Raw genomic sequence first — 21,300 nt, 5'->3', positions numbered from 1 at the left:
CGTAGAAATATCATTTTTTTTAAATAAAATATAATATATATCGAAAACTAAATAAATCCTAAATCTATTAAAATTTTTCTATAATAATCCGATTTTTCAAAATTTCTACATTTAAATTCTTTTTGCCATAAATGATAAATTTCTATTATTTCTTTGGTAACTGGTTTTAAAAAAATTTTAATTCCTAAAATATTTAAAATAAAAATTAAAGTATTTTGAATTTGAGATAATCTATCAAAATTAATGTTTTGATGAAAAATCTTTAATCCTTTTTCAATTAAACTTACTACATTAGGTGTATTTAAGTCATCATTCATGTATTCATAAAATTCTTTTATCATTGATATTTCTAATTGATTTGAAAAAATATTATTAATTTTTAAAATAAAATTATTTTTTTGTAATAAATTATTTATTTTTTCATATTTAGCAACAAATTGCTCCATTAAAGAATCATGAAAATTAATAGGTTGGCGATAATAATGAGAAAGTATTAATAATTTTATTACATTAGGATGAAATTTTTTTAATAAATCTTTTACCCATATGACATTTCCTAAAGATTTACTCATTTTAACTTGTTGATAATCAATACGACCTATATGGATAAAAAAATTACTTAGATTATTCCCATCATAAGCAATAGATTGAGCTAATTCATTTTCATGATGTGGAAATTTTAAATCATTACCACCACCATGAATATCTAAAGTAACATTAAAAATTTTTTTAATCATTACAACACATTCAGTATGCCACCCAGGTCTGCCTTCAAACCAAGGACTTTGATATTTAATTCCAAATTTAGTTTTTTTCCATAAAATAAAATCTTGATGATTTTCTTTTTGTGAATCAAATTCTTTTCTATTGTTTTTTTTTAAATCTTCAATAATTTTAGAACCTAACTGACCATAATTAGATATTAATCCAACTCTAAAGTAAACTCCTTGATCATTAATATAAGCATATCCTTTGAATATTAATTTTTCAATATAAGAAATAATTGAAGGAATAAAATCCGTAACTTGAGGAAAATAATCAATATTTTCAATTTCTAACTGTTTTAAAATATTTAAAAAACAATTAATGTATTTAGTTGAAATAAATTTTTCTGTTGTTTTTTGTTCTATAGCAATTTTAATAATTTTATCATCAATATCAGTAATGTTGACTGCATAATTTACTTGAAAATTTAAATTTTGTAAATATTTTTTTAACATATTAAAAAAAATTAAAGGTCTAGCGTTCCCAAGATGAATATTATCATAAACTGTAGGACCGCAAACATACATATTAATAATATTTGAATATAAGGGTTTAAAAATTTCTTTTTTACGCGTTAAAGTATTATAAATTTTTAACATTAAGTTATTTTTTCCTTTAATTAATATAATCAAAAAAAATAATAATAAAATTTTTTATAAAAATTAACAAGAAATTTTTTTTATAACTTTTTCTAAATTAGATAATACTTTTTTACGAGTTAATAATTCTAAAAAAAGAGGTAAATAGGGTCCTTGCGTTTCTAAAGTAGTAGCAATTCTTACAATAATGAAAAAATTTTTTTTCATATTATGCATTGTTAAAACTTTTTCAATAGCTTTTTCTATATATAAAGCTTTAAAATCTATTTTTTTAAAAATTTCTCTTAATGTTTCTAATAATAATAAACTCTGATGATTAAGTAAAAAAGTTTTGTCCTCTAATTTTAATTCTTTATTTTTTATAAAAAAAAATTGATATAAATGAAAAATTTCTTGAATATAATGAATTCTATTTTTCAATAAAGTAGCTAATTTTTCTAAAAATAAAATATCAAAATTAGGATATTCTTTTTGAAAATATTTTTGTGATTTTTTTGCTAAATCAATAGTAGACATTTTCTTAATATATTGGCTATTAATATAATTTAATTTAATATAATCGAAAATTGCTGGAGATTTTGTTATTTTTTTTTCATCAAACAAATTAATTATTTCATCATGAGATAAAATCTCTGTACTACTTTTAGGAGAAAAACCTAGTAAAGATAAAAAATTAAATAATGCTTCAGGCAAATAACCTTTATTAGCATATTCTTCTACCAATTGAATAGATAAATGGTCTCTTTTACTTAACTTTTTTTTATTTTCATTTAAAATCAAAGTCATATGAGCAAATATTGGTACTTTCCAACCTAAAGACTGATAAATCATAATCTGTTTTGGAGTATTAGTAATATGTTCTTCGCCCCGAAAAATATGTGATATTTTCATTAAAAAATCATCAATAGCAACAGCAAAATTATAAGTTGGTAATCCGTTTTCTTTAATAATAATCCAATCTTCAATTTCTTTACTTTGGAAAACTATATTACCACGAATTAAATCATTGAAAATATATTCAGTATTTTTAGGCACTTTAAAACGAAGAGAGTATTTTTGATTATCTTCTGTTTTATATTCTTTATAAGCCATACCTTGAGAAAATAATTTTTGAGCATATTTTTGATAAATATTTAGTCTTTCTGATTGCTTATAAGGACCAAATAAACCTCCAATATCAGGACCTTCTTGCCATTTTATACCTAACCATTTTAAATTTTTTAATTGTGATTTTTCACTACCGGAAATATTTCTAGATAAATCAGTATCTTCAATTCTAATAATAAAATCACCATTATAATGTTTAGCAAATAAATAGTTAAATAAGGCTGTTCTAGCGTTACCTATATGCAAAAAACCAGTTGGACTAGGAGCATAACGAACTCTTATTTTTGTCATTTTATATTTTTCCTTTTTAACTATAAAAATTAATTAAATAAAAAACTATTTTTTAAAATAATATAAAAATAAAATTAACGTTTAGAGAATTGAGGAGCACGACGAGCTTTTTTTAAACCATATTTTTTACGTTCTTTTGAACGTGGATCTCTGGTAAGTAAACCTGCTTTTTTTAAAACAGTTCTCCATTCTGGATTAATAATCAATAAAGATTTCGAAATACCTAAACGCATTGCTCCAGATTGTGATACCAAACCGCCACCGTTAACATTAACCATAACATCATATTTTTCTAAACTATCAGTTAATTTTAAAGGATAAAGAGTTTCCAAACGTTTTGTAATAAAAGGTATATATTCTTCAAATTTTTTTTTATTAACAATAATATTACCTGTTCCTTTGGTTAAAATAACTCTAGCAACTGCTCTTTTACGTCTGCCCAAGCCAAAATATTGATTTTTCATAATTTAATAATTATACCTCTAGACTTTCTGGTTTTTGCGCTTTTTGTTTATAATTTTCTTTAGCATAAACAAATAATTTTTTGCCTATTTTAGAACCTAATTTATTATGTGGTAACATACCTAAAATAGCCTTCTCTACAATTCTTGTAGGAAATTTTTTAATCATATCACCTGCAGTTACTTTAGTTAAGCCACCAGGATAACCAGAATGTCTATAATAATATTTTTTTTTCCATTTATTGCCTGTTAAAGCAACTTGATCGGCGTTAATAACAATAACATAATCACCATTATCTATATGTGGAGTATAAAAAGGTTTATGCTTACCTTTTAAAATAGAAGCTATTTTAGTTGATAATCTACCTAAAGTTTTATTTTTAGCATCAACTATAAACCATTTTTTGACAAATGTTTTATCGTTTGCCATAAATGTTTTATCATTATACATAAATATTTTGTCATCCAATTTATGATTTATATCATTATTTTTTTCCATAATATAAAAATACCTTCATCTATCTGTAATTTATTTAAAAAAATTTTAATTTTGATAAAATTTAAAAAATCATCTTTATTAATTAGTTATTATAAAATTTTATAATTATCACTATTTCATTAAATTATATTAAATTAGTATAAAAATGTCAATTAATATCAAAATAAGATATTATTATTAATAAAAAAATTTACTAAATAAAAATGTTTCAAAAAATTAAATATATAAATTAATAAATTTAATTATATTATAATATAATTATATATAATTTATAAAAAAATTTCTTTAAATTATTTTCTAATAAAAAATATTTTTTTTATGTTAAAATTACACTATAAATAGTTTTAAAAAAGGGAGGTTAACATATATGAATATTAATAAAATCTTAAATAATAACTTTACCAAAGGATTTAAAAAATTTATTAATAAGGGCAATGTTTTAAATTTATCAATTGCTTTTGTGATAAGTCAATTATTTTCTAAAATAGTAAATTCTTTATCTTCTGATATTATTATGCCTTTCATGAATCTATTATTCAGTAGTGATAAAAATGATTTTTCAGATTTGCGTTTTCGTATAACCTCAAACAGTAATATATACATATATTATGGTAAATTTTTAAAAACAGTTTTTGAATTTTTAATAATGTCTTTTTTTATTTACATAATTCTTATTATTGTTTTTAGACAAAATTTAAATTCAGAAAAAGTTAATATAGAAAGTTTAACTAAAGAACAAATCATTTTAATAAAAGAAATTAAAGAAATTTTAAAAAAAAAAAATTAATAGAAAAATAATAATTTTATATTTTTTTTTTTAATAATTTTTAAAAATATGTGAATTTTAAAATAATCCTGTTTTAATATTTATAAATATATATAAAAAATTAAAGTTAAAGGAATAACAAAAGTAATGGATGTTGTCTTCTTAATAAAATTAATGTCAAAATTAAAAGAAACTTTAGAATTATCTTTTATATCTTGTTTTATGGGTGCTTTATTAGGTTTTTTATTAGGAATTTCTTTATATAAAACACGTAAAAATGATAAAATAATAAAAAAAATTTTTTATTCAACTATTAATAAAATAATTAATATATTTACTCACTTACCTTTTATATTTTTTTCTCTTTTTACTGTTTTGATTTTTGAACTTTTTTCCAAAAATAATGAAAAAGGAGGGTTTATATGTGCTTGTTTTATTTTAACTTCATATTTAACTTTAGTTTTTGCTAAAAAAATAGAAAAAATGTTTATTAAAAATACAAAAAATTATATTTTTTGTTTAAAAAAAATAATAAAAAATAAAAACTTCATAAGTGAATTAACAATTCAAATAACTTCTTTATTTATAACAGGAATTTGTTATTCAACAATTGCAGGTGGTTCTTTTGGTGGAAATAATGAAGGTGGTCTGGGATTAGGAGTTATAGCTTATGAACAATATAAAAATGACCAAGGTTTTAATGTTTTGATTTGTTTCATTGTTATTGTTTTAACTATTCAAATAATATATTTAATAGGGAATTATTTATCCCAAAAAATCAAAATAAATAAAAATATTTAAAATTTAAAATATAAAAATAAAAATAATCTATTTATTATTTAATTATTTATTAATATATACAAAAATAGTAAATATATTTATAAAAAAAGGAAAATAAAAATGAATTTAATAAAAAATTTCAATCCTAAAAAAATTACTAAAAATAAATTTATAGCTGTGATTGAAATACCACAAGGTAGTAAAAAAAAATATGAAATAGATAAAGAAACAGGAATGTTAATATTAGATCGTTTTTTAAATACGGCATTTCGTTATCCAGCTAATTATGGCTTTATACCTCTAACTCATTGTGAAGATAATGATCCTTTAGATGTGTTAGTTCTAACACAAGAACCCTTAGAACCAATGGTTTTAGTGGAATGCTTGCCAATAGGAATTATAAAAATGATTGATAATAATGAATTAGATGAAAAAATAATAGCTGTTCCAACTAAAGACCCAATTACGTCCAATTATAAAAATATTGAAGAAATACCAAAAAATTTATTATCAGAAATTAAACATTTTTTTGAAAACTATAAAACATTAGAAAATAAAAAATGTTTCATAGAAAACATAAAAGGAAAAAAAGAAGCAATAGAAATTATTGACAAACATTTAAAAAATTACGCAAAAAAAATAAATAATAATTAAAATCAATAATATATTTTTTAAATAAATTAACAGCGTTTAAAAAAATATTAATAATAATAAAAAAAATTTATATATTTGATATAAATTCTAAAATATTCATAATATAATAAATTTAAAAATATTGAAAATTTTACAAAATAAATTATTAAAAAATATAATTATTAAACGAAAGTATTAATAAATTATGAAAAAAAATTTTAAAATAATTACTGTTAACAAAAAAGCAGAATATGATTATTTTTTAGAAAAAAAATATTATGCAGGTATTAAATTGTTAGGTTGTGAAATTAAATCAATTAGATTAGGAAAAGTTAATATACAAAATGCACATATTTTTATTAAAAATAATGAAATTTTTATAATGAATATGTTAATCGATAAATATAAATTAAGTTGTGATTTATTTTTTCAGGAAAAAAGAGAAAAAAAACTTTTACTTAATAAAAAAGAAATTATACAAATAAAAAATAAAATGAAAATTCAATCTTTAACAACTATTCCAGTAAAACTTTATTTAGATAAACATTTAGCAAAATTAGAAATTGCCTTAGCAAAAGGGAAAAAAAAATATGATAAAAGAAATGATTTAAAAGAAAAAACTATTAAATTAGATCTTAAAAAAAATTATCCATTAATTTAAATAAAAATTCAAAATATTTTAAATTTTAAAATTATAATTTAAAAAATTATCAAATGTGTCAATTTTAAAAAAAATTGGGTTTTTAAATATATATATATATATATATATATATATAAAAACTATAATTTAATAATTTTTTGTCTATAAAAAAATTAGACATCGCTCTCTTTTTTCACTCTAATAAAACAATAAGTATATTGCTATTTTAGAAAATAAAAAAAACTAAACTGTTTATTTTTTAATAAACAATTTAGTTTTTTTTAAAATATTTTTTTATTTTTATTTAGCAATTAAAACTAGAGGTTATTAAATCTTATATATAAATCTATAATTTTTTCTTTTTCTTTTATATTTTTTTTTAAATAACTAATTTCTTTTAATTGTTCTTTCGATAATTCTATAAATTTATTTGCATTTATTTGAAAAAATTTAAAATTTTTATCTAATTTTTTTATTATTTCATCTTTTAAGTTTAAAATATAATTTAATTTTTTATTTTTTTTAAATAAATTTTGTATTTTTTTCTTAAATTTTCGAATTTTTAATTTTAACATTTTATTTTTATAAATAAAAATATTTAAAATAAATTTTTTTTTACTTAATTCTTGTTTTTCATACTTAATGAATTCATTATTTTTTATTTCTTTTTTAAATTTGTTAAAATCATTATATATTTTTAATAATAATTGATTTTTAAAAATTAAATATAAAAAAAATATAAAAATAAAAGATATTAAAATTTTTTTATTTTTATTATATTTGATTTGATATCTCATAATGAAATTAACTTTCTATTTTTTTGATAATTGATTTATTTTATAAATCATTATTTTTAACAAATTTATGTTTATCAAAAAAAATATTTAGGAGCATATGTATTTTTAACAATTTTCTCATAATAAGCAATCCATTTATTTTTATTATTTTTAACAATAAAAGGTTTATTAGTGATAATTTGTCTTTGATCTAAATAAATTCCATTTTTAACTAATTTAATTAAATAATCATTTAAAATTAATTCATCATAATTAGAAAACAATGTTTCAACCATAATTAAATCTTTTAAACTAATTTGTTCTACAGTTTTTGCATCATTTAACAAATAATTACCAATCGATATTCTTTTTAATTTTTTTAAAGCTCCATAAGTATTCATATCTAAAGCTATATCAGCAGCCAAACTTCTAACATAAGTACCTTTAGAAACGTGAGTTAAAAAATCCACTTGATTATCATAAACTAATGAAGTCTTTAACAAACTATGAATTATAACTTCTCTTTTAGGAATTTCTACTATAATATTTTTTCTAGCCAAATTATACATTTTTTGACCTTCAATTTTTATAGATGAATGCATTGGTGGTTTTTGTAAGTATTTTTTTTTATGAAATTTCTCAAAAGATCTTTGCACTTGTTCATCAGAAATAATATCATTTTTTACATCAATCAATTTACCAAAAATATCCAAAGTATCATATTTTTGATTAAAAACAAAAGTACCTTCATATTTTTTGTCTAAATTTTCAAATAAAAAAGCTAATTTAGTAGCTTTATTAATAAAAACAATTAAAAGGCCTTCAGCTAAAGGATCTAAAGTACCAGAATGGCCAACTTTTAAAAAATTAAATTTTTTTTTAATTTGTTTAACAACATCATGAGATGTAACAAATTTATTTTTATAAACTAAAAAAAATCCTTCCATTTATTAATTCCTTTTTAAAAAAAATTTATAATTAAATATAAAAATATTTTTTAAGTTAAAAACTTTATCAATTCATTTTGTGAACAATAACCAATTTGTCTCTTAATTTCTTTACCTTTTTGATATAAAATCAAAGTAGGAAAACTCATAACTTTATTTTCTAAAACCAAAGAGCGATAATTATCCACATTCACTTTACAAAAAAAAATATCTTTCTCAATTTGAGAAACTTTTTCTAAAATTGGCATTAACTTTTGACAAGGACCACACCATTCAGCAAAAAAATCTACCAAAACTAATTCTTTTTGATTAATTAAAGTTTGATAATTTATTCCATTATAATTGTACATATTTTCACTTTCTAAAATTATTTTTTAATTAAAATAATATTTTTTTAAAATTTTTAATTATTATTATTCATCTCCACCAATAGTTAAATCACCAACATAAACACTAGCACTACCAAATCCAGATAATTGTAATTTAAAATCATTACCAATATCTTTTAAATTTTTTAAAATATCAAAAAAATTACCTGAAATAACAATCATTTTAATTGGAGTAGTAATTTCCCCTTGTTCAATTTTAAAACCACTAGCTTGTAAACTAAAATCACCACTTATCATCTCCACACCAGTATGTAAACCTACTAAATCAGTAATATAAATTCCATTTTCAATAGGATAAATCATTTCTTTTAAAGTTTTTTCACCTTTTTCTAAATAAAAATTAGTCATAGAAATTCCATTGCCAAAACCATTACCTGTTGGTTTATTATTAAATATTTTAGCAGTTTTTAAATTATTAACAAATAATTTAAAAACCCCTTTTTGAACAATAATTTTTTTATAACAAGCAACGCCTTCATCATCAAATTTTTCTTTAAAATAAGTAAAATCAGATAGCGGATCATCAATAATATTAATTTTAGGAGAAGCAATAACTTCATTCAATTTATCTTTTAATTGAGTTAAATTTCTATAAGCATTTTCTGCATTAAATATACCACTAAAACTTTGCAAAAGTTCTGCGAACATTTCATTAGAAAAAACAGTTGGATAAACATTAGATTTCAAAGATTTTCCACAAAGTTTTTTTTCACCATAATGAATAATTTTTTTAGCGTGTTTTTCAAAATCAAATTCAAGAAAATTTTTAACCAGTTGAACTTTTCCATAACTTTGAACATCTTTATTTTTTGTAAAAATAGCAGATGTATAAATATAAGCAAAACTATTATTGCTTTGTAAATTAACTCCTTTAGAATTAATTAATATTTTTTGATGAAATACTTCTTGATAACTATTTTTTTCAATTTTTTTATAAAAAGGGCTTTTAGAAATAATTTTTTCTAAATTTTTTAATAAATTAATTTTCATTTCTAAATCAACTTTAGAAAAATCAAAATTATTTTCTATTATATTGGGGTATTTTTCAGAACCTTCAAAAATTATAGCCGGTTCTTTGGTATCTATAACAGATATATTATTTTTTAAAACATCTAACATTTTTTCAAAATTATCATCACTTAAATTTTCAAAATAAACTTGAGATATTTTATTTTTATAAATGCCTTTTAAAGAAACAGAAATTATCTTACTTTCAGTATAGTTATCAATTTTTGCATTTTCTAAAGAAATATTTAATTTTTTATTTTTATTAATAAATATTTCTAAATCAGAAAATCCTTTAGATATTCCTTTTTCAATCCATTTTTGATACATTTTTATTAACAATTTTCCTTTTCTGTACCGCCAACAATTATTTCTTTCACCCTAATAGTTGGTTGTCCTACATCTACTGGAACATAACCCGAACCAGCGCCACAAGAACCTTGTGATAATTTTAAATCATTCGCAACTCGATCAATTTTATGTAAAATTTCATGCCCATAACCAATTAACATGACTCCTTTGACAGGAAAAGTCAATTTACCATTTTCAATTAAATACCCTTCTCTAACTACAAAATTAAATTCTCCAGTTAAAGGAACAACTGTGCCACCACCTAAACTTTTAGCATACAAACCATACTTTGTATCTTGAATAATTTGTTGAGGAGTGTCTTTGCCTGATTCAATATAAGTAGAATTCATTCTAGAAGTAGGAGAAAACTTATATGATTCTCTTCGTGAAGAACCAGTTGATTCCATATTCATTTCCCTACCATTACGTAAATCAACTAAATAATTTTTTAAAATACCATCTTTAATTAATAAATTTTTTTGAGTTTTTTTTCCTTCATCATCATAATTTAAACTACCCCAAGAATTTTTAATATTACCATCATCATAGGCTGTTACCAATTCAGACGCAATTTTTTGATTAATCTTTCCAGCAAAAGGAGAAAAACCCTTAGCAACCGATGATGCTTCTAAAGGATGTCCGCAAGCTTCGTGAAAAATTACACCACCAAAACCATTATTAATTACAACAGACATTTTTTGTGGTTTTATCTCTTTAGCATCTAGTAAAATAATTGCTGTTTTTGATACATTTTTAGCTATTTTAACTAAATCAAACATTTCGAAAAATTCTAAACCGACAGATTTTCCTACTACATCATAATTATCTTTTATTTGGTTATCTTTTTTAGCAACAGAAATCAAACTACAATTAATATAATTCCTAATATCATTTTGATAAACTCCTTTTGTATTGGCTATCAAAACTTTTTGTTCTTTTTCTGAAAAATTTACACGAGTTTGAATAATTTTAACATCATAATCTTTCATAATTTTAGATAAATTAAGCATTTTTTTTGATTTTTCTAATTTAGTCATATTGGAATATGGTATTTTAATATTATTAAGTAATTTTTCTGGTTCCGTTAAAGGAATTACGTTATGTGGGGGACCTGAAAAATTTAATTTCAAATTTTTAACTAAATCCAAAATATTAGAAAAACTAATATCATTAGTATAACAATAAACTTCGTCAATTCCTTTTAATAATCTAATACCCACACCAAAAATATTTTTACTACTACAATTAGTGACTTCTTGACCTATAATCTCTAAACTATTAGTATGTGTGTCTTCGAAAAAAAGTTCAGCAAAATCGGCACCTGTTTCTAAAGATTGATTTAAAATAGTTTGAATTTCTTTTTTATTTAACATTTAATAGCTTTTTTCCCTTTCAAAAAATATAATATTTTAAAAAAATTAACTTAAAATAACAATATTAAAAAATAGAATTAATTATTTCTCGTGTTTTTTCTGATATTTGTTTTGTATTTTGAAGTTTATAATCTTGAAAATTAATAGTTTTATGACAATGAACCTCAACAATTTTTCTTTTAAGAAAAAAAAAATTTTTAATATTTATAGAACCTTTAATACTCAAAGGTAAAATAATAGCCTCACTTTTAAAAGCGATTTTAAAAGCACCAGGTAAAAATTCTACAGCTTTTTCATTTTTAATATCTTTGATGCCTCCTTCAGGAAAAATAACAATGGCTAACCCTTTTTTTATATTTTCAATGCCCTTGATTAAATTTTTAAATGTTTCACGATTATTTTTTCTAAATATCTGAATACAATCGAAAGAATTAAAACAATAATTTATCAATGAATATTTATATAAAGTATCTTTAGGAGTAAAAGCTAAACATCTCGGAATCACACTTAAAATAATAAATGCATCAAACCATGATTTATGATTTGCATAAATAATTAAATTTTCTTTTGAAGGTATTAAATCATAATTTTTAAAAACTATTTTAACTCTTAATAATCTTAATAAAAAAATAGATATATGACGGGTAACTATATACTTAAAAATATGATTTACTCTTAAATTTTTCATAATTATCATACAAAGTAAACAAAGTAAAAAAATAAAAATTAAAGATATTAAAAAAGATAATATAGGGAATAAAGAAAAAACAAATACATAATAAAAGTAATGACAATGATCAAATTGATAAATTAAAAATCCCCAATTAATAAAAAAAATAAATAAAAAAATTAAATTAAACATTTTTTGTTTGAATAACCTTTTTCTTTAAAATAACACAAACTAATTTAACTAATTTTATGATACTCAACAAAAATTAATTCGGGATAAATTTTTTTAGATACAATTTTATATTTTTTTAGATTAACAAAAGGAAAAAATGAATCTCCTTGAAATCTTGTTAAAATATGAGTAACATAAAGTATATTTATATAAGGTAACGTTTGTTTATAAATTTGACTTCCGCCAATTATAATTATTTCATCTTGAATATTTTTTAAAAAATTAAACAAATTATTTATAACAATTGCATCAGGTAATTGTAATGACTGATCAAAACTTGCAACATAAGTTTTTTGAAATAAAAAATTTTTATTTTTATAATATTTTTTTAAAGATTTATAAGTACAATAACCCATCAAAACATTTTTATTATTAGTCATTTTTTTAAAAAATTTTAAATCTTGGGGATAATGCCAAGGAAGCATATTACAATTGCCAATCAAAAAATTAGGATCTAAAGCAGTAATTAAACTAATCATACAGCAACAACCCCTTTCAAAATACCATAAGATTCATATTTTTCTAAATTAAAGTCATTAAATGTAAATTGGTTAATGTCGATTATGTGAGGATTTAAAGTCATAATTGGTAACTTTTTAGGAATTCTTTTTATTTGTTTTTGAATTTGTTCTATATGGTTATTATAAATATGAGCGTCACCTATAGTATGAATAAATTCAAAAGGTTTTAAACCTGTACATTGAGCAATTATAATTAATAACAAAGAATAAGAAGCAATATTAAATGGTATACCTAAAAAAACATCTCCACTTCTTTGATAAAGTTGCATAGAGATTTTATTTTTTTCAACATAACACTGTATCATAACATGACAAGGTGGTAATAACATATCTTTAATTACAGTAGGATCCCAAGCAGTTAAAATTAAACGTCTTGAATGAGGATTTTTTTTAATTTCTGAAATTAAATCAGTTAATTGATCAATGCCTTGAAAATTTCTCCATTGATGACCATAAATAGGACCTAAATCTCCGTGAATTTTAGCAAACTTTTCATCTATTATAATCTTATCAATAAATTCTTGTAATGTTAAATTTTGAAAAAAGTTAGAATTACAATATTTTTGATAAGGCCATTCATTCCAGATATTAACATTATTTTGTACCAAATAACGAATATTAGTATCACCTTTAATAAACCATAATAATTCATGTATAATAGCTTTAAAATTCATTTTTTTAGTAGTCAATAAAGGAAATCCTTTTTCTAAATTAAAACGCATTTGATAACCAAAAATACTTCTAGTTCCTGTTTTTGTACGATCTATTTTTTTTTTCCCATAATTTAAAATATCTCGACATAAATTTAAATAAGCTTGCATAATAATTTAAACTCCTATCAATAAATATAATAAAATTTTAATTTTTAGTTAAAAAATAATCAAAATTATTAATAAATGTATAAAATATTTTGTAAAAAATATATTCAAATTGAAATAAATGATTACTAATAATAAATTTTAACAAATAAATATATTAATTTCAAAAAAATTAATTAAATAAAAATAAACCAAAATTATTAAATAGTTTAAAAAATAATGAGTTATTTTTATTTAATTAATAATGGCGGAGGAAAAGGGATTCGAACCCTTGCATCTTTTTAAAGATCTATACGCTTTCCAAGCGTACCTCTTAAGCCCCTTGAGTATTCCTCCATCCAATAAATAAAATAAAAAAATGTAATAATTAAAATTTTATTGATAAAATTAATAAAAATATATTCTATTTAATTAAATAATTAAATAAAATAATAAATAATTTTATCAATAAAAAATATAATATTGTTATCTGATAATAAAAATTTAATTTTTAATTTTACAAACTTCTCTAACAATTTCAATTTCTTCATTTGTAGGTATAACTAAAACTTTAAAAAAAGAATTAAAATTTTATTGATAAAATTAATAAAAATATATTCTATTTAATTAAATAATTAAATAAAATAATAAATAATTTTATCAATAAAAAATATAATATTGTTATCTGATAATAAAAATTTAATTTTTAATTTTACAAACTTCTCTAACAATTTCAATTTCTTCATTTGTAGGTATAACTAAAACTTTAAAAAAAGAATTTGAAGTACTAATAATTCTTTCACCTTTGGAATTATTAAATTCATCATCTAAAAAAACTCCTAAAAATGATAAACGTTGAATAATTTTTTTTCTAAATAATGAAGAATTTTCACCCATACCAGCAGTAAAAACTAAAGCATCTATCCCTTTTAGTAAAAAATAATAACTACCAATATAATCGCATATTCTTTTAATTTGAACATCATGCGCTAATAAAGATCTTTTGTTTCCATTTTGTAAAGAAATTTCAATATCTCTAGCATCATTAGAAACACCTGAAACTCCTAAAAAACCTGATTTCTTATTCAAAATATTCATAATTTCTTTAATACTTTTATTTTCTTTATAAGATATAAATTCAATAATAGTAGGATCAATGTTACCACTTCTTGTACCCATCGGTACACCCTCGAGTGGCGTGAATCCCATAGAAGTATCTACAGAATTATTACCTTCAATAGCACATAAAGAAACGCCGTTACCAGCATGACAAACAATAATTTTTGAATCTTTATTGGCTAATATTTCTGAAGTTCTATTGGAAACATATTTATAAGAAATACCGTGAAATCCATATTTTCTAATTTTATATTTTTGATACCATTCATAAGGAATAGCGTAAGAAAAATTTTCTTGTTTTATAGTTTGATGAAAGGTAGTATCAAAAACACCCACTTGAAAAATATTAGGTATATTTTTTTCAAAAGCCTTTATTCCTAAAACATTAGCATAATTATGTAAAGGAGCTAAATCATTTAAACTTTCAATTTTTAAAATATTTTCTTCAGTTAAAACAACAGAATCTTTAAATAATTCTCCGCCTTGTACAATTCTATGTCCTACTCCTTTAATTTCTTCTAAATTATCAATAATTTTATTAATTTGTAAAGAATCTAATAATAATTTTACTGCTTGTTGATGATTTAAAACTGGCATGATTGTTTCTTTTTTAGTATTTCCATAACTTAAACTAAAAATAGATTTTTGATCACCTATTTTTTCAATCAAGCCAGAAAAAATCAATTCTTCTTTCGGCATATCGAATAATTTAAATTTTAAAGAAGAACTTCCGGCGTTTACTGATATAATTTTCATATAATTAAACATTTCTCCTGTGATATGTATGTATTATTACTATAAATTATAATTTAGTATTCTAAGATTTCGATATAAAATGTAAAAAAAACATAATAGCAATAAAATGACAAATAGTCCCTGATAAAACAAATAAATGCCAAATAAAATGATAATATTTTTTATAATCTTTAATATAGAAATAAACTCCCGAACTATAAAAAAATCCACCAGATAACAAAAGATAAAAAACTAAATTATAATCATCATTACCTGTTTTATACAAGTATGGAAAAATAAATAAAGAACTCCAACCTAATAAAAGAAATAAACAAATATGTATTTTATTCCATTTATAAATCCAAAACCATTTTAATATAATTCCAATTATTGTGATAATAAATTGAAAAACAAAAAAAAATAATCCTTTAGTAATAATATATTCAGAAAACAATGGCTTATTTAATTCCGATGATAAAAGTAAAAAAGGAGTAAAAGTTCCAAAGATTAATAAATAAATACCAATATGATCAAATTTTTTAAATATTTTTTTTGCCTTTGTAAAACTTAAAGAATGATATAAAGTACTAGTTAAATAAAGAAAAATTATAGAAAAGGGGTAAAATATAGAAAAAACTTTATTAAAAAAAGGGATTTCAGTTAATTTGGGCCATATATAATAAATATAAGATGAAATTAAAATTAACATAATAATTCCGAAAGGAACCATTAAACCGTGCGAAATAGAATTAGCTATTTCTTCTCCTAATGTTTGTGAACTATTTTCTTTTTTTCTCTTAGTCATAAAAAATTCTCTCTTAAAAAATATAAAAATACTTAAAAAAAATTACTAAATATACTTAAAATTAAAAATTAATAATATAAATAATTAAACCATAAATTTAAAATAAATGAGCAAATCTATCAAAAAAAATATCAGCATTTTTTAAAATGTTATCTTTTAAAATAAAATCTAAATTTAAAGGCCATTTTGAATATTTTAATGTTAATAATATTCTATATTTATTATTTTTTTTGGATATTAAAGATAAAATAGGTCCTAATATTATCATTTCTTTTTTGTTATATTTTTGTTCTAAAATATATTTAATATTTTTAGATATTGAAAAAACCTGCAAGTATGATTCATGACAAATTAAAATTTTACTAACATAATTAAATGGAGGTAATTGAGATATTTTTCTTTCATCTAAAAGTTTTTGAACAACATATTTTTCTTGATAACTAGCAACTGATTTAATAACATAATTATCAATATCATAACTTTGAATAATTACTGTGCCTTGTTTAGCTCTTCCGGCGCGTCCTGATGTTTGCATTAACAACTGAAAAGTTTTTTCAGAAGCTTTAAAATCAGGTATTTTTAATAAACTATCTGCCGCAATGATTCCAACAAGAGTAACATTGGAAAAATCTAAACCTTTAGAAATAATTTGTGTTCCTAATAAAATTTGATATTTATTTTGATTAAATTCATTCCAAATATTTTCATATTGACTAATTTTAGTAATAGTATCTGCATCTGATCTTTTAATTGTTATTGTGGGAAAGTTTTGTTTTAAATAATTTTCTAAATATTCAATTCCTATTCCAAAAGTTTTAATTTTTTTTTGATTACATTTAGGACAAATTAATTTAAATTTTAAACTAAATCCACAATGATTGCATTTTAAAAGATTTTTTTTTTTATAAAAAGTAAGACTAATATTACATTCAATACATTTAGGAACATAACCACAAAAACGACACAATAAAAAAGGTGCATAACCTTTAGTATTAATAAAAATAATTGCTTGCTCATTTTTTTTTAATGTTTCGTTTAATTTTTTTTTTAATTCAAAAGAAAAAGGTTCTAAGTTACCTTTTGTTAATTCTTTCTTCATGTCGACTAATTTTATTAAAGGAAAATTATTTACTAAAATTCTTTGATTTAAAGTTAATAATTTATATATATTTTGTTGAACATTATAATGACTTTCTAAAGAAGGAGTAGCGCTACCTAAAATTAAAGGTACATTATGATATTTTGTTCTAATTTTAGCTAATTCTTTAACATCATAAGATACTTGTTCTTTTTGTATAAAAGATTCATCGTGTTCTTCATCGATAATAATAATACCCAATGATTGTAAAGGAGAAAAAATAGCACTTCTAGTACCTAATATAATTGTCGCTTCTTGATTTTTAATCATTTTATATTGATTATATCTTTCTTTTGACGACAATAAACTATGCATAATAGATATTTTTTCTTCAGTAAATTTAGATTTAAGTCTTTGTGCTAAAGGAGCTATCAAAATTATTTCAGGAACTAAAATTAAAACTTGACGTTTGTTTTTTAAAATTTTCTCAATTAATTTTAAATAAACTTCTGTTTTACCAGTTCCAGTTTTACCATAAAGTAAATATACTTTATTTTTATTTAAATCAATTTGTCCTAAAGCTTCTTCTTGTTCTTGATTTAAAGTTACTTTTTTATTTTTTGATAAAGAAAAATTATGATGCAAAATAAAATCATTTAAATTTTTTTCATATTTTAAAATAATTCCTTTTTTTAATAAATTATTAATGACAGCATAAGTACTAAATTTCAAAAAATCTATTTTTTTAATATTTAATGTTGTTTTAAATTGTTCTATAACATGTTTTTCTTTAGGATTTAATTGTATTTGATGATAATCTTTACAAATAGGATTAAAATAATAAAAAGTTTCTTTTTTTTCTGAATAACGAGGTTTTAATAAAGTTTGTATTTTTAAAATATCAAGTTTACAAGCTAATTTATTTAATTCAACTCCAAATTTTTTATATTCTGAATCATTAAGTAACCATTCATTTTTATTATTAAATTTTTGTATTATTTCTTCCGAAATACCTTTTTTATTAAAAAGTAAAACTTTTTTTTGGTAATTTATCAAAAGCCCTTTAGGAATAACTGTCTCATAAACTAGTGCTTTCGAAATAAAAGGAATTTTTAAAATTTCTTCTGCTAATAAAAAAAGTTCTGGATCAATGCAAGGTTCCAAATCTAAAACTTCTAATAACTCTTTTTTAGCAAAATCACTATAGTTAACTAAATCACAAACATATCCTAATCTTTTGTTATCTTTTAAACCAAAAGGAACTATAACACGCATACCTTTTTGAATCATTCCATGAAACTTTTCAGGTATTATATAATCAAAATGTCGGTTTCTTAATGTAAATGCCTTCAAATCAATAACAACTTGAGCAATCATTAAAATCTAATTCCACCCATTATTCCTTTATTTAATTAATAAAAATATTTAAGAATTATTCTATAATTTAAATTTTTATTTATTAATACCTTTTAAAATATTATCAATATGATTTCCATATTCTAAAGATGTATCATAAATAAATACTAATTCAGGTATTTTTCTTATATTTCTTATTTTTTTTGCCAATAACATTCTAATTGTAGATTTATTTTTCTCTATAATTTCAGCAGCTAAAGATAAAAATTCTGGTTGATTATTTAAAATAACATAATAAACATTTGCAAAAGATAAATCATTAGTTAACTTAACTTCAGTTACATTAATAAATCCAATTTTATTATTACGAATAGATACATTAATTATTAACGCTAATTCTTTTTTTATCAAACTAGCTAATTTTTCATTTGTTAATCCCATGTATTTTAATTCTCCGCTTTCTCTAACTTATATGCTTCTATTATATCATTGATTTCAAAATTACTAAAATTTTCTACTAAAATACCACATTCATGACCCTTCTTAGAATTTGGAATATTATCTTTTAAATGTTTTAAAGAAATTATTTTCCCTTGATGAATAATTTTTTTATTCCTAATTACTCTTAATAATGAATCATTAGTTATCATACCGCTAATAACATAACAACCAGCAATAGTTCCTATTGTACTAATATTAAATATTTTTCTAACTTCAGCTTGACCTATAACTTTTTCTTCCAAAGAAGTTTTTAATAAACTTTTCATTATCTTTTCTACATCTTCATAAATACGATAAATAACATTATATAAATTTATTTTAATACCTTTATTTTTTGCTAAACTTCTAACAAAAACATTAGAATTTACATTAAAACCTATAATTAAAGATGAATTTAATTGACCTAAATTAATATCACTTTCAGAAATATCACCAACACCCATTTTTATAAATTTAATTTTAACATCAGATAAAGAAATTTTTTCTAAAATACTTTTTATAGCTTCTAAACTACCTTGAAAATCTGTTTTTAAAATAATATTTAAATATTTGGTCTCTGCAGTATCTAAATTACTTAAAAAATTTTCTAAACCAGAAATTTTATTTTCTGATTCTAAATTTTTTTTATATTGTTCTTTTTTTTGATTAACTATTTTTTTAGCAGTAACTTCATCTTTAACAACCATAAAAAAATCTCCCGCTAACACAACTTCTTTTAAACCTGAAACTTTAATAGGCTGTGAAGGTAAAGCTATTTTTAATTTTTGTTTTAAGTCATTTTCTATAGAACGAATTTTACCATAAGTTTGACCAACAACAACAATATCGCCAACTTTTAAAGTTCCTTTTTTAATAATAAAAGTAGCTATGGGTCCTTTAGATATAGCTAAGTTACTTTCTAAAACATGACCTTCAGCAGGAATTTTTATTTCAGTTTGATAATTTTCTATTTCGCTAATTAATAAAATTAATTCTAATAATTGATCAATACCTTTATTTTTTAATGCAGAAATTTCCACATATGGAGTTTTGCCACCCCAAATTTCAGGTAATAAATCATAATTAGAAAGTTCAGACATAATTGGTTCCAAATTAATTCTATTAGTTTTATCAATTTTATTTAAAGCAACAATAATAGGTACTTTTGCTGCTTGTGCATGTTGTAAAGCTTCAATAGTTTGCGGTTTAACTCCGTCATCAACAGCCAATATTAAAATACAAATATCTGTAAATTGCACTCCTCTAGCTCTCATTTGATTAAAAATTTCATGACCTGGAGTATCTATGAAAGTGATTAAATTTCCTTTATAATTGGTTTGATATGCACCTATGTGTTGAGTAATGCCACCAAATTCTTTATCAACTATCCTGGTTTTTCTAATTGTGTCTAATAATGTGGTTTTCCCATGATTAACATGGCCCATAATGGTAATAATTGGAGGTCTTTTTTCTAATTTTGGAATATTTTTTTTTTTCATAATTATTTTTTTTAAATTATCCGAATTTTCAAAAATAATTTCAACATTAAACTCAGTACCCAATAATTCAATAATGTTTTTATCTAAAGTATCATTAATATTAACTATTATCCCTATTTTTAAAAGTTGTTTAATTAAGATAGCACTAGAAATACCAAATATTTTAGCTATCTCTTGAATATTATGTTTTGAATTAAAAACATAACTTTTTTTTATTTTTTGTTTTTTAACGTTCGAGTCATCATTTTTGGTTTTATTTTTTGATTGAGGTATTATTTTTTTCACAAGCTTTATCCTTTCATAAATAAAATGTTTTTTTATTAAAATCAATAATTAATTTTCGATAGTTTGAACCATTTCTAAAAGTTTTTGATAAATTTCTTTAGGTATATAAGTTTTTAGTTTTTTTTCTAAAATCTTTTTTTTTTGAATTAATAAAACATTTTTAAGAGTTAAAACAAAATAAGCTCCCCTACCTAAAAGTATATGATCAAAATCAATAAAAATTAATTTATCTCTTGTAACTACAACTCTTATTAATTTTTCTTTTGGTAAAATACAGCGACTTGCAATACAAGTTCTTAAAATAAGTTTTTTTTTTATCATTAATTTACCTTATTTTATGAC

Annotated in this window: 22 protein-coding genes and 1 tRNA gene; 4 read left to right on the top strand and 19 right to left on the bottom strand. The window is 20.8% G+C overall.

What is annotated here, in order from left to right:
* Positions 1 to 47: 47 nt before the first annotated feature.
* From cysS to rplM, 4 genes are all read right to left on the bottom strand, one after another.
* Positions 48 to 1,364, bottom strand: a complete 1,317-nt coding sequence (gene cysS, locus ATP_RS01830; protein ID WP_012504483.1) for a cysteine--tRNA ligase — start codon at positions 1,362 to 1,364, stop codon at positions 48 to 50.
* Positions 1,365 to 1,427: 63 nt separating this feature from the next.
* Complete coding sequence (gene gltX, locus ATP_RS01825) at positions 1,428 to 2,762, bottom strand: glutamate--tRNA ligase (protein WP_012504482.1); 1,335 nt, start codon at positions 2,760 to 2,762, stop codon at positions 1,428 to 1,430.
* Between the two features lie 74 nt (positions 2,763 to 2,836).
* Positions 2,837 to 3,229: a 30S ribosomal protein S9 gene (gene rpsI / locus ATP_RS01820; RefSeq protein WP_041186080.1), complete on the bottom strand. Its 393-nt coding sequence runs from the start codon at positions 3,227 to 3,229 to the stop codon at positions 2,837 to 2,839.
* Between the two features lie 7 nt (positions 3,230 to 3,236).
* On the bottom strand, positions 3,237 to 3,674 hold the full coding sequence (gene rplM, locus ATP_RS01815; protein WP_012504480.1) for a 50S ribosomal protein L13: 438 nt from the start codon (positions 3,672 to 3,674) through the stop codon (positions 3,237 to 3,239).
* 415 nt (positions 3,675 to 4,089) lie between these two features.
* Between rplM and mscL the strand changes: the two genes are divergently transcribed.
* The 4 genes from mscL to smpB all read left to right on the top strand — a co-directional run bounded on the left by mscL (position 4,090) and on the right by smpB (position 6,562).
* On the top strand, positions 4,090 to 4,509 hold the full coding sequence (gene mscL, locus ATP_RS01810) for a large conductance mechanosensitive channel protein MscL (RefSeq protein WP_012504479.1): 420 nt from the start codon (positions 4,090 to 4,092) through the stop codon (positions 4,507 to 4,509).
* 126 nt (positions 4,510 to 4,635) lie between these two features.
* The gene (locus tag ATP_RS01805) at positions 4,636 to 5,289 is read left to right on the top strand and encodes a transporter permease (RefSeq protein ID WP_012504478.1); all 654 of its coding nucleotides are present in this window, start codon (positions 4,636 to 4,638) and stop codon (positions 5,287 to 5,289) included.
* Between the two features lie 99 nt (positions 5,290 to 5,388).
* Positions 5,389 to 5,922 (top strand): inorganic diphosphatase, encoded by a 534-nt coding sequence (locus ATP_RS01800; RefSeq protein WP_012504477.1) that lies wholly within the window; start codon positions 5,389 to 5,391, stop codon positions 5,920 to 5,922.
* Positions 5,923 to 6,106: 184 nt separating this feature from the next.
* Positions 6,107 to 6,562, top strand: coding sequence for an SsrA-binding protein SmpB (smpB, locus tag ATP_RS01795; RefSeq protein WP_012504476.1), 456 nt, complete (start codon positions 6,107 to 6,109; stop codon positions 6,560 to 6,562).
* Positions 6,563 to 6,858: 296 nt separating this feature from the next.
* Here the strand turns inward: smpB and ATP_RS01790 are convergent, their stop codons facing one another.
* The 15 genes from ATP_RS01790 to ATP_RS01720 form a co-directional block, all read right to left on the bottom strand.
* A complete protein-coding gene (locus ATP_RS01790; RefSeq protein WP_012504475.1) occupies positions 6,859 to 7,338 on the bottom strand; it encodes a hypothetical protein in 480 nt (159 codons plus the stop codon).
* A 74-nt stretch (positions 7,339 to 7,412) separates the two neighbouring features.
* Complete coding sequence (truB, locus tag ATP_RS01785; protein ID WP_012504474.1) at positions 7,413 to 8,264, bottom strand: tRNA pseudouridine(55) synthase TruB; 852 nt, start codon at positions 8,262 to 8,264, stop codon at positions 7,413 to 7,415.
* Between the two features lie 50 nt (positions 8,265 to 8,314).
* Positions 8,315 to 8,614: a thioredoxin gene (gene trxA / locus ATP_RS01780; protein WP_012504473.1), complete on the bottom strand. Its 300-nt coding sequence runs from the start codon at positions 8,612 to 8,614 to the stop codon at positions 8,315 to 8,317.
* A 63-nt stretch (positions 8,615 to 8,677) separates the two neighbouring features.
* On the bottom strand, positions 8,678 to 9,988 hold the full coding sequence (locus tag ATP_RS01775; RefSeq protein WP_012504472.1) for a TldD/PmbA family protein: 1,311 nt from the start codon (positions 9,986 to 9,988) through the stop codon (positions 8,678 to 8,680).
* Positions 9,989 to 9,993: 5 nt separating this feature from the next.
* Positions 9,994 to 11,382 (bottom strand): TldD/PmbA family protein, encoded by a 1,389-nt coding sequence (locus ATP_RS01770; protein WP_012504471.1) that lies wholly within the window; start codon positions 11,380 to 11,382, stop codon positions 9,994 to 9,996.
* Between the two features lie 64 nt (positions 11,383 to 11,446).
* The gene (locus ATP_RS01765) at positions 11,447 to 12,244 is read right to left on the bottom strand and encodes a lysophospholipid acyltransferase family protein (protein ID WP_012504470.1); all 798 of its coding nucleotides are present in this window, start codon (positions 12,242 to 12,244) and stop codon (positions 11,447 to 11,449) included.
* Positions 12,245 to 12,288: 44 nt separating this feature from the next.
* Positions 12,289 to 12,762, bottom strand: coding sequence for a dihydrofolate reductase (locus tag ATP_RS01760; RefSeq protein WP_012504469.1), 474 nt, complete (start codon positions 12,760 to 12,762; stop codon positions 12,289 to 12,291).
* Positions 12,759 to 13,625, bottom strand: coding sequence for a thymidylate synthase (gene thyA / locus ATP_RS01755; RefSeq protein ID WP_012504468.1), 867 nt, complete (start codon positions 13,623 to 13,625; stop codon positions 12,759 to 12,761). Before thyA ends, ATP_RS01760 begins: the two co-directional genes overlap by 4 nt.
* Positions 13,626 to 13,867: 242 nt before the next feature.
* A tRNA-Ser gene (locus ATP_RS01750) sits at positions 13,868 to 13,958 on the bottom strand.
* A gap of 342 nt (positions 13,959 to 14,300) precedes the next feature.
* Positions 14,301 to 15,476, bottom strand: a complete 1,176-nt coding sequence (locus ATP_RS01745) for an acetate kinase (RefSeq protein WP_012504467.1) — start codon at positions 15,474 to 15,476, stop codon at positions 14,301 to 14,303.
* A gap of 61 nt (positions 15,477 to 15,537) precedes the next feature.
* On the bottom strand, positions 15,538 to 16,260 hold the full coding sequence (gene trhA, locus ATP_RS01740) for a PAQR family membrane homeostasis protein TrhA (RefSeq protein ID WP_012504466.1): 723 nt from the start codon (positions 16,258 to 16,260) through the stop codon (positions 15,538 to 15,540).
* Positions 16,261 to 16,357: 97 nt separating this feature from the next.
* On the bottom strand, positions 16,358 to 18,715 hold the full coding sequence (gene priA / locus ATP_RS01735; protein ID WP_012504465.1) for a replication restart helicase PriA: 2,358 nt from the start codon (positions 18,713 to 18,715) through the stop codon (positions 16,358 to 16,360).
* Between the two features lie 75 nt (positions 18,716 to 18,790).
* Positions 18,791 to 19,135 (bottom strand): 30S ribosome-binding factor RbfA, encoded by a 345-nt coding sequence (rbfA, locus tag ATP_RS01730; protein ID WP_012504464.1) that lies wholly within the window; start codon positions 19,133 to 19,135, stop codon positions 18,791 to 18,793.
* Positions 19,136 to 19,140: 5 nt separating this feature from the next.
* Positions 19,141 to 20,958 carry a translation initiation factor IF-2 gene (infB, locus tag ATP_RS01725; protein WP_231834341.1) on the bottom strand — a complete coding sequence of 606 codons (1,818 nt, stop codon included), beginning with the start codon at positions 20,956 to 20,958 and terminating at the stop codon, positions 19,141 to 19,143.
* Positions 20,959 to 21,006: 48 nt separating this feature from the next.
* Positions 21,007 to 21,279, bottom strand: a complete 273-nt coding sequence (locus ATP_RS01720) for a YlxR family protein (protein WP_012504462.1) — start codon at positions 21,277 to 21,279, stop codon at positions 21,007 to 21,009.
* Positions 21,280 to 21,300 lie beyond the last annotated feature (21 nt).

The organism is Candidatus Phytoplasma mali (assembly GCF_000026205.1).
Taxonomy (GTDB): Bacteria; Bacillota_I; Bacilli_A; order Acholeplasmatales; family Acholeplasmataceae; genus Phytoplasma; species Phytoplasma mali.
This window is presented reverse-complemented; position numbering and strand designations above follow the sequence as displayed.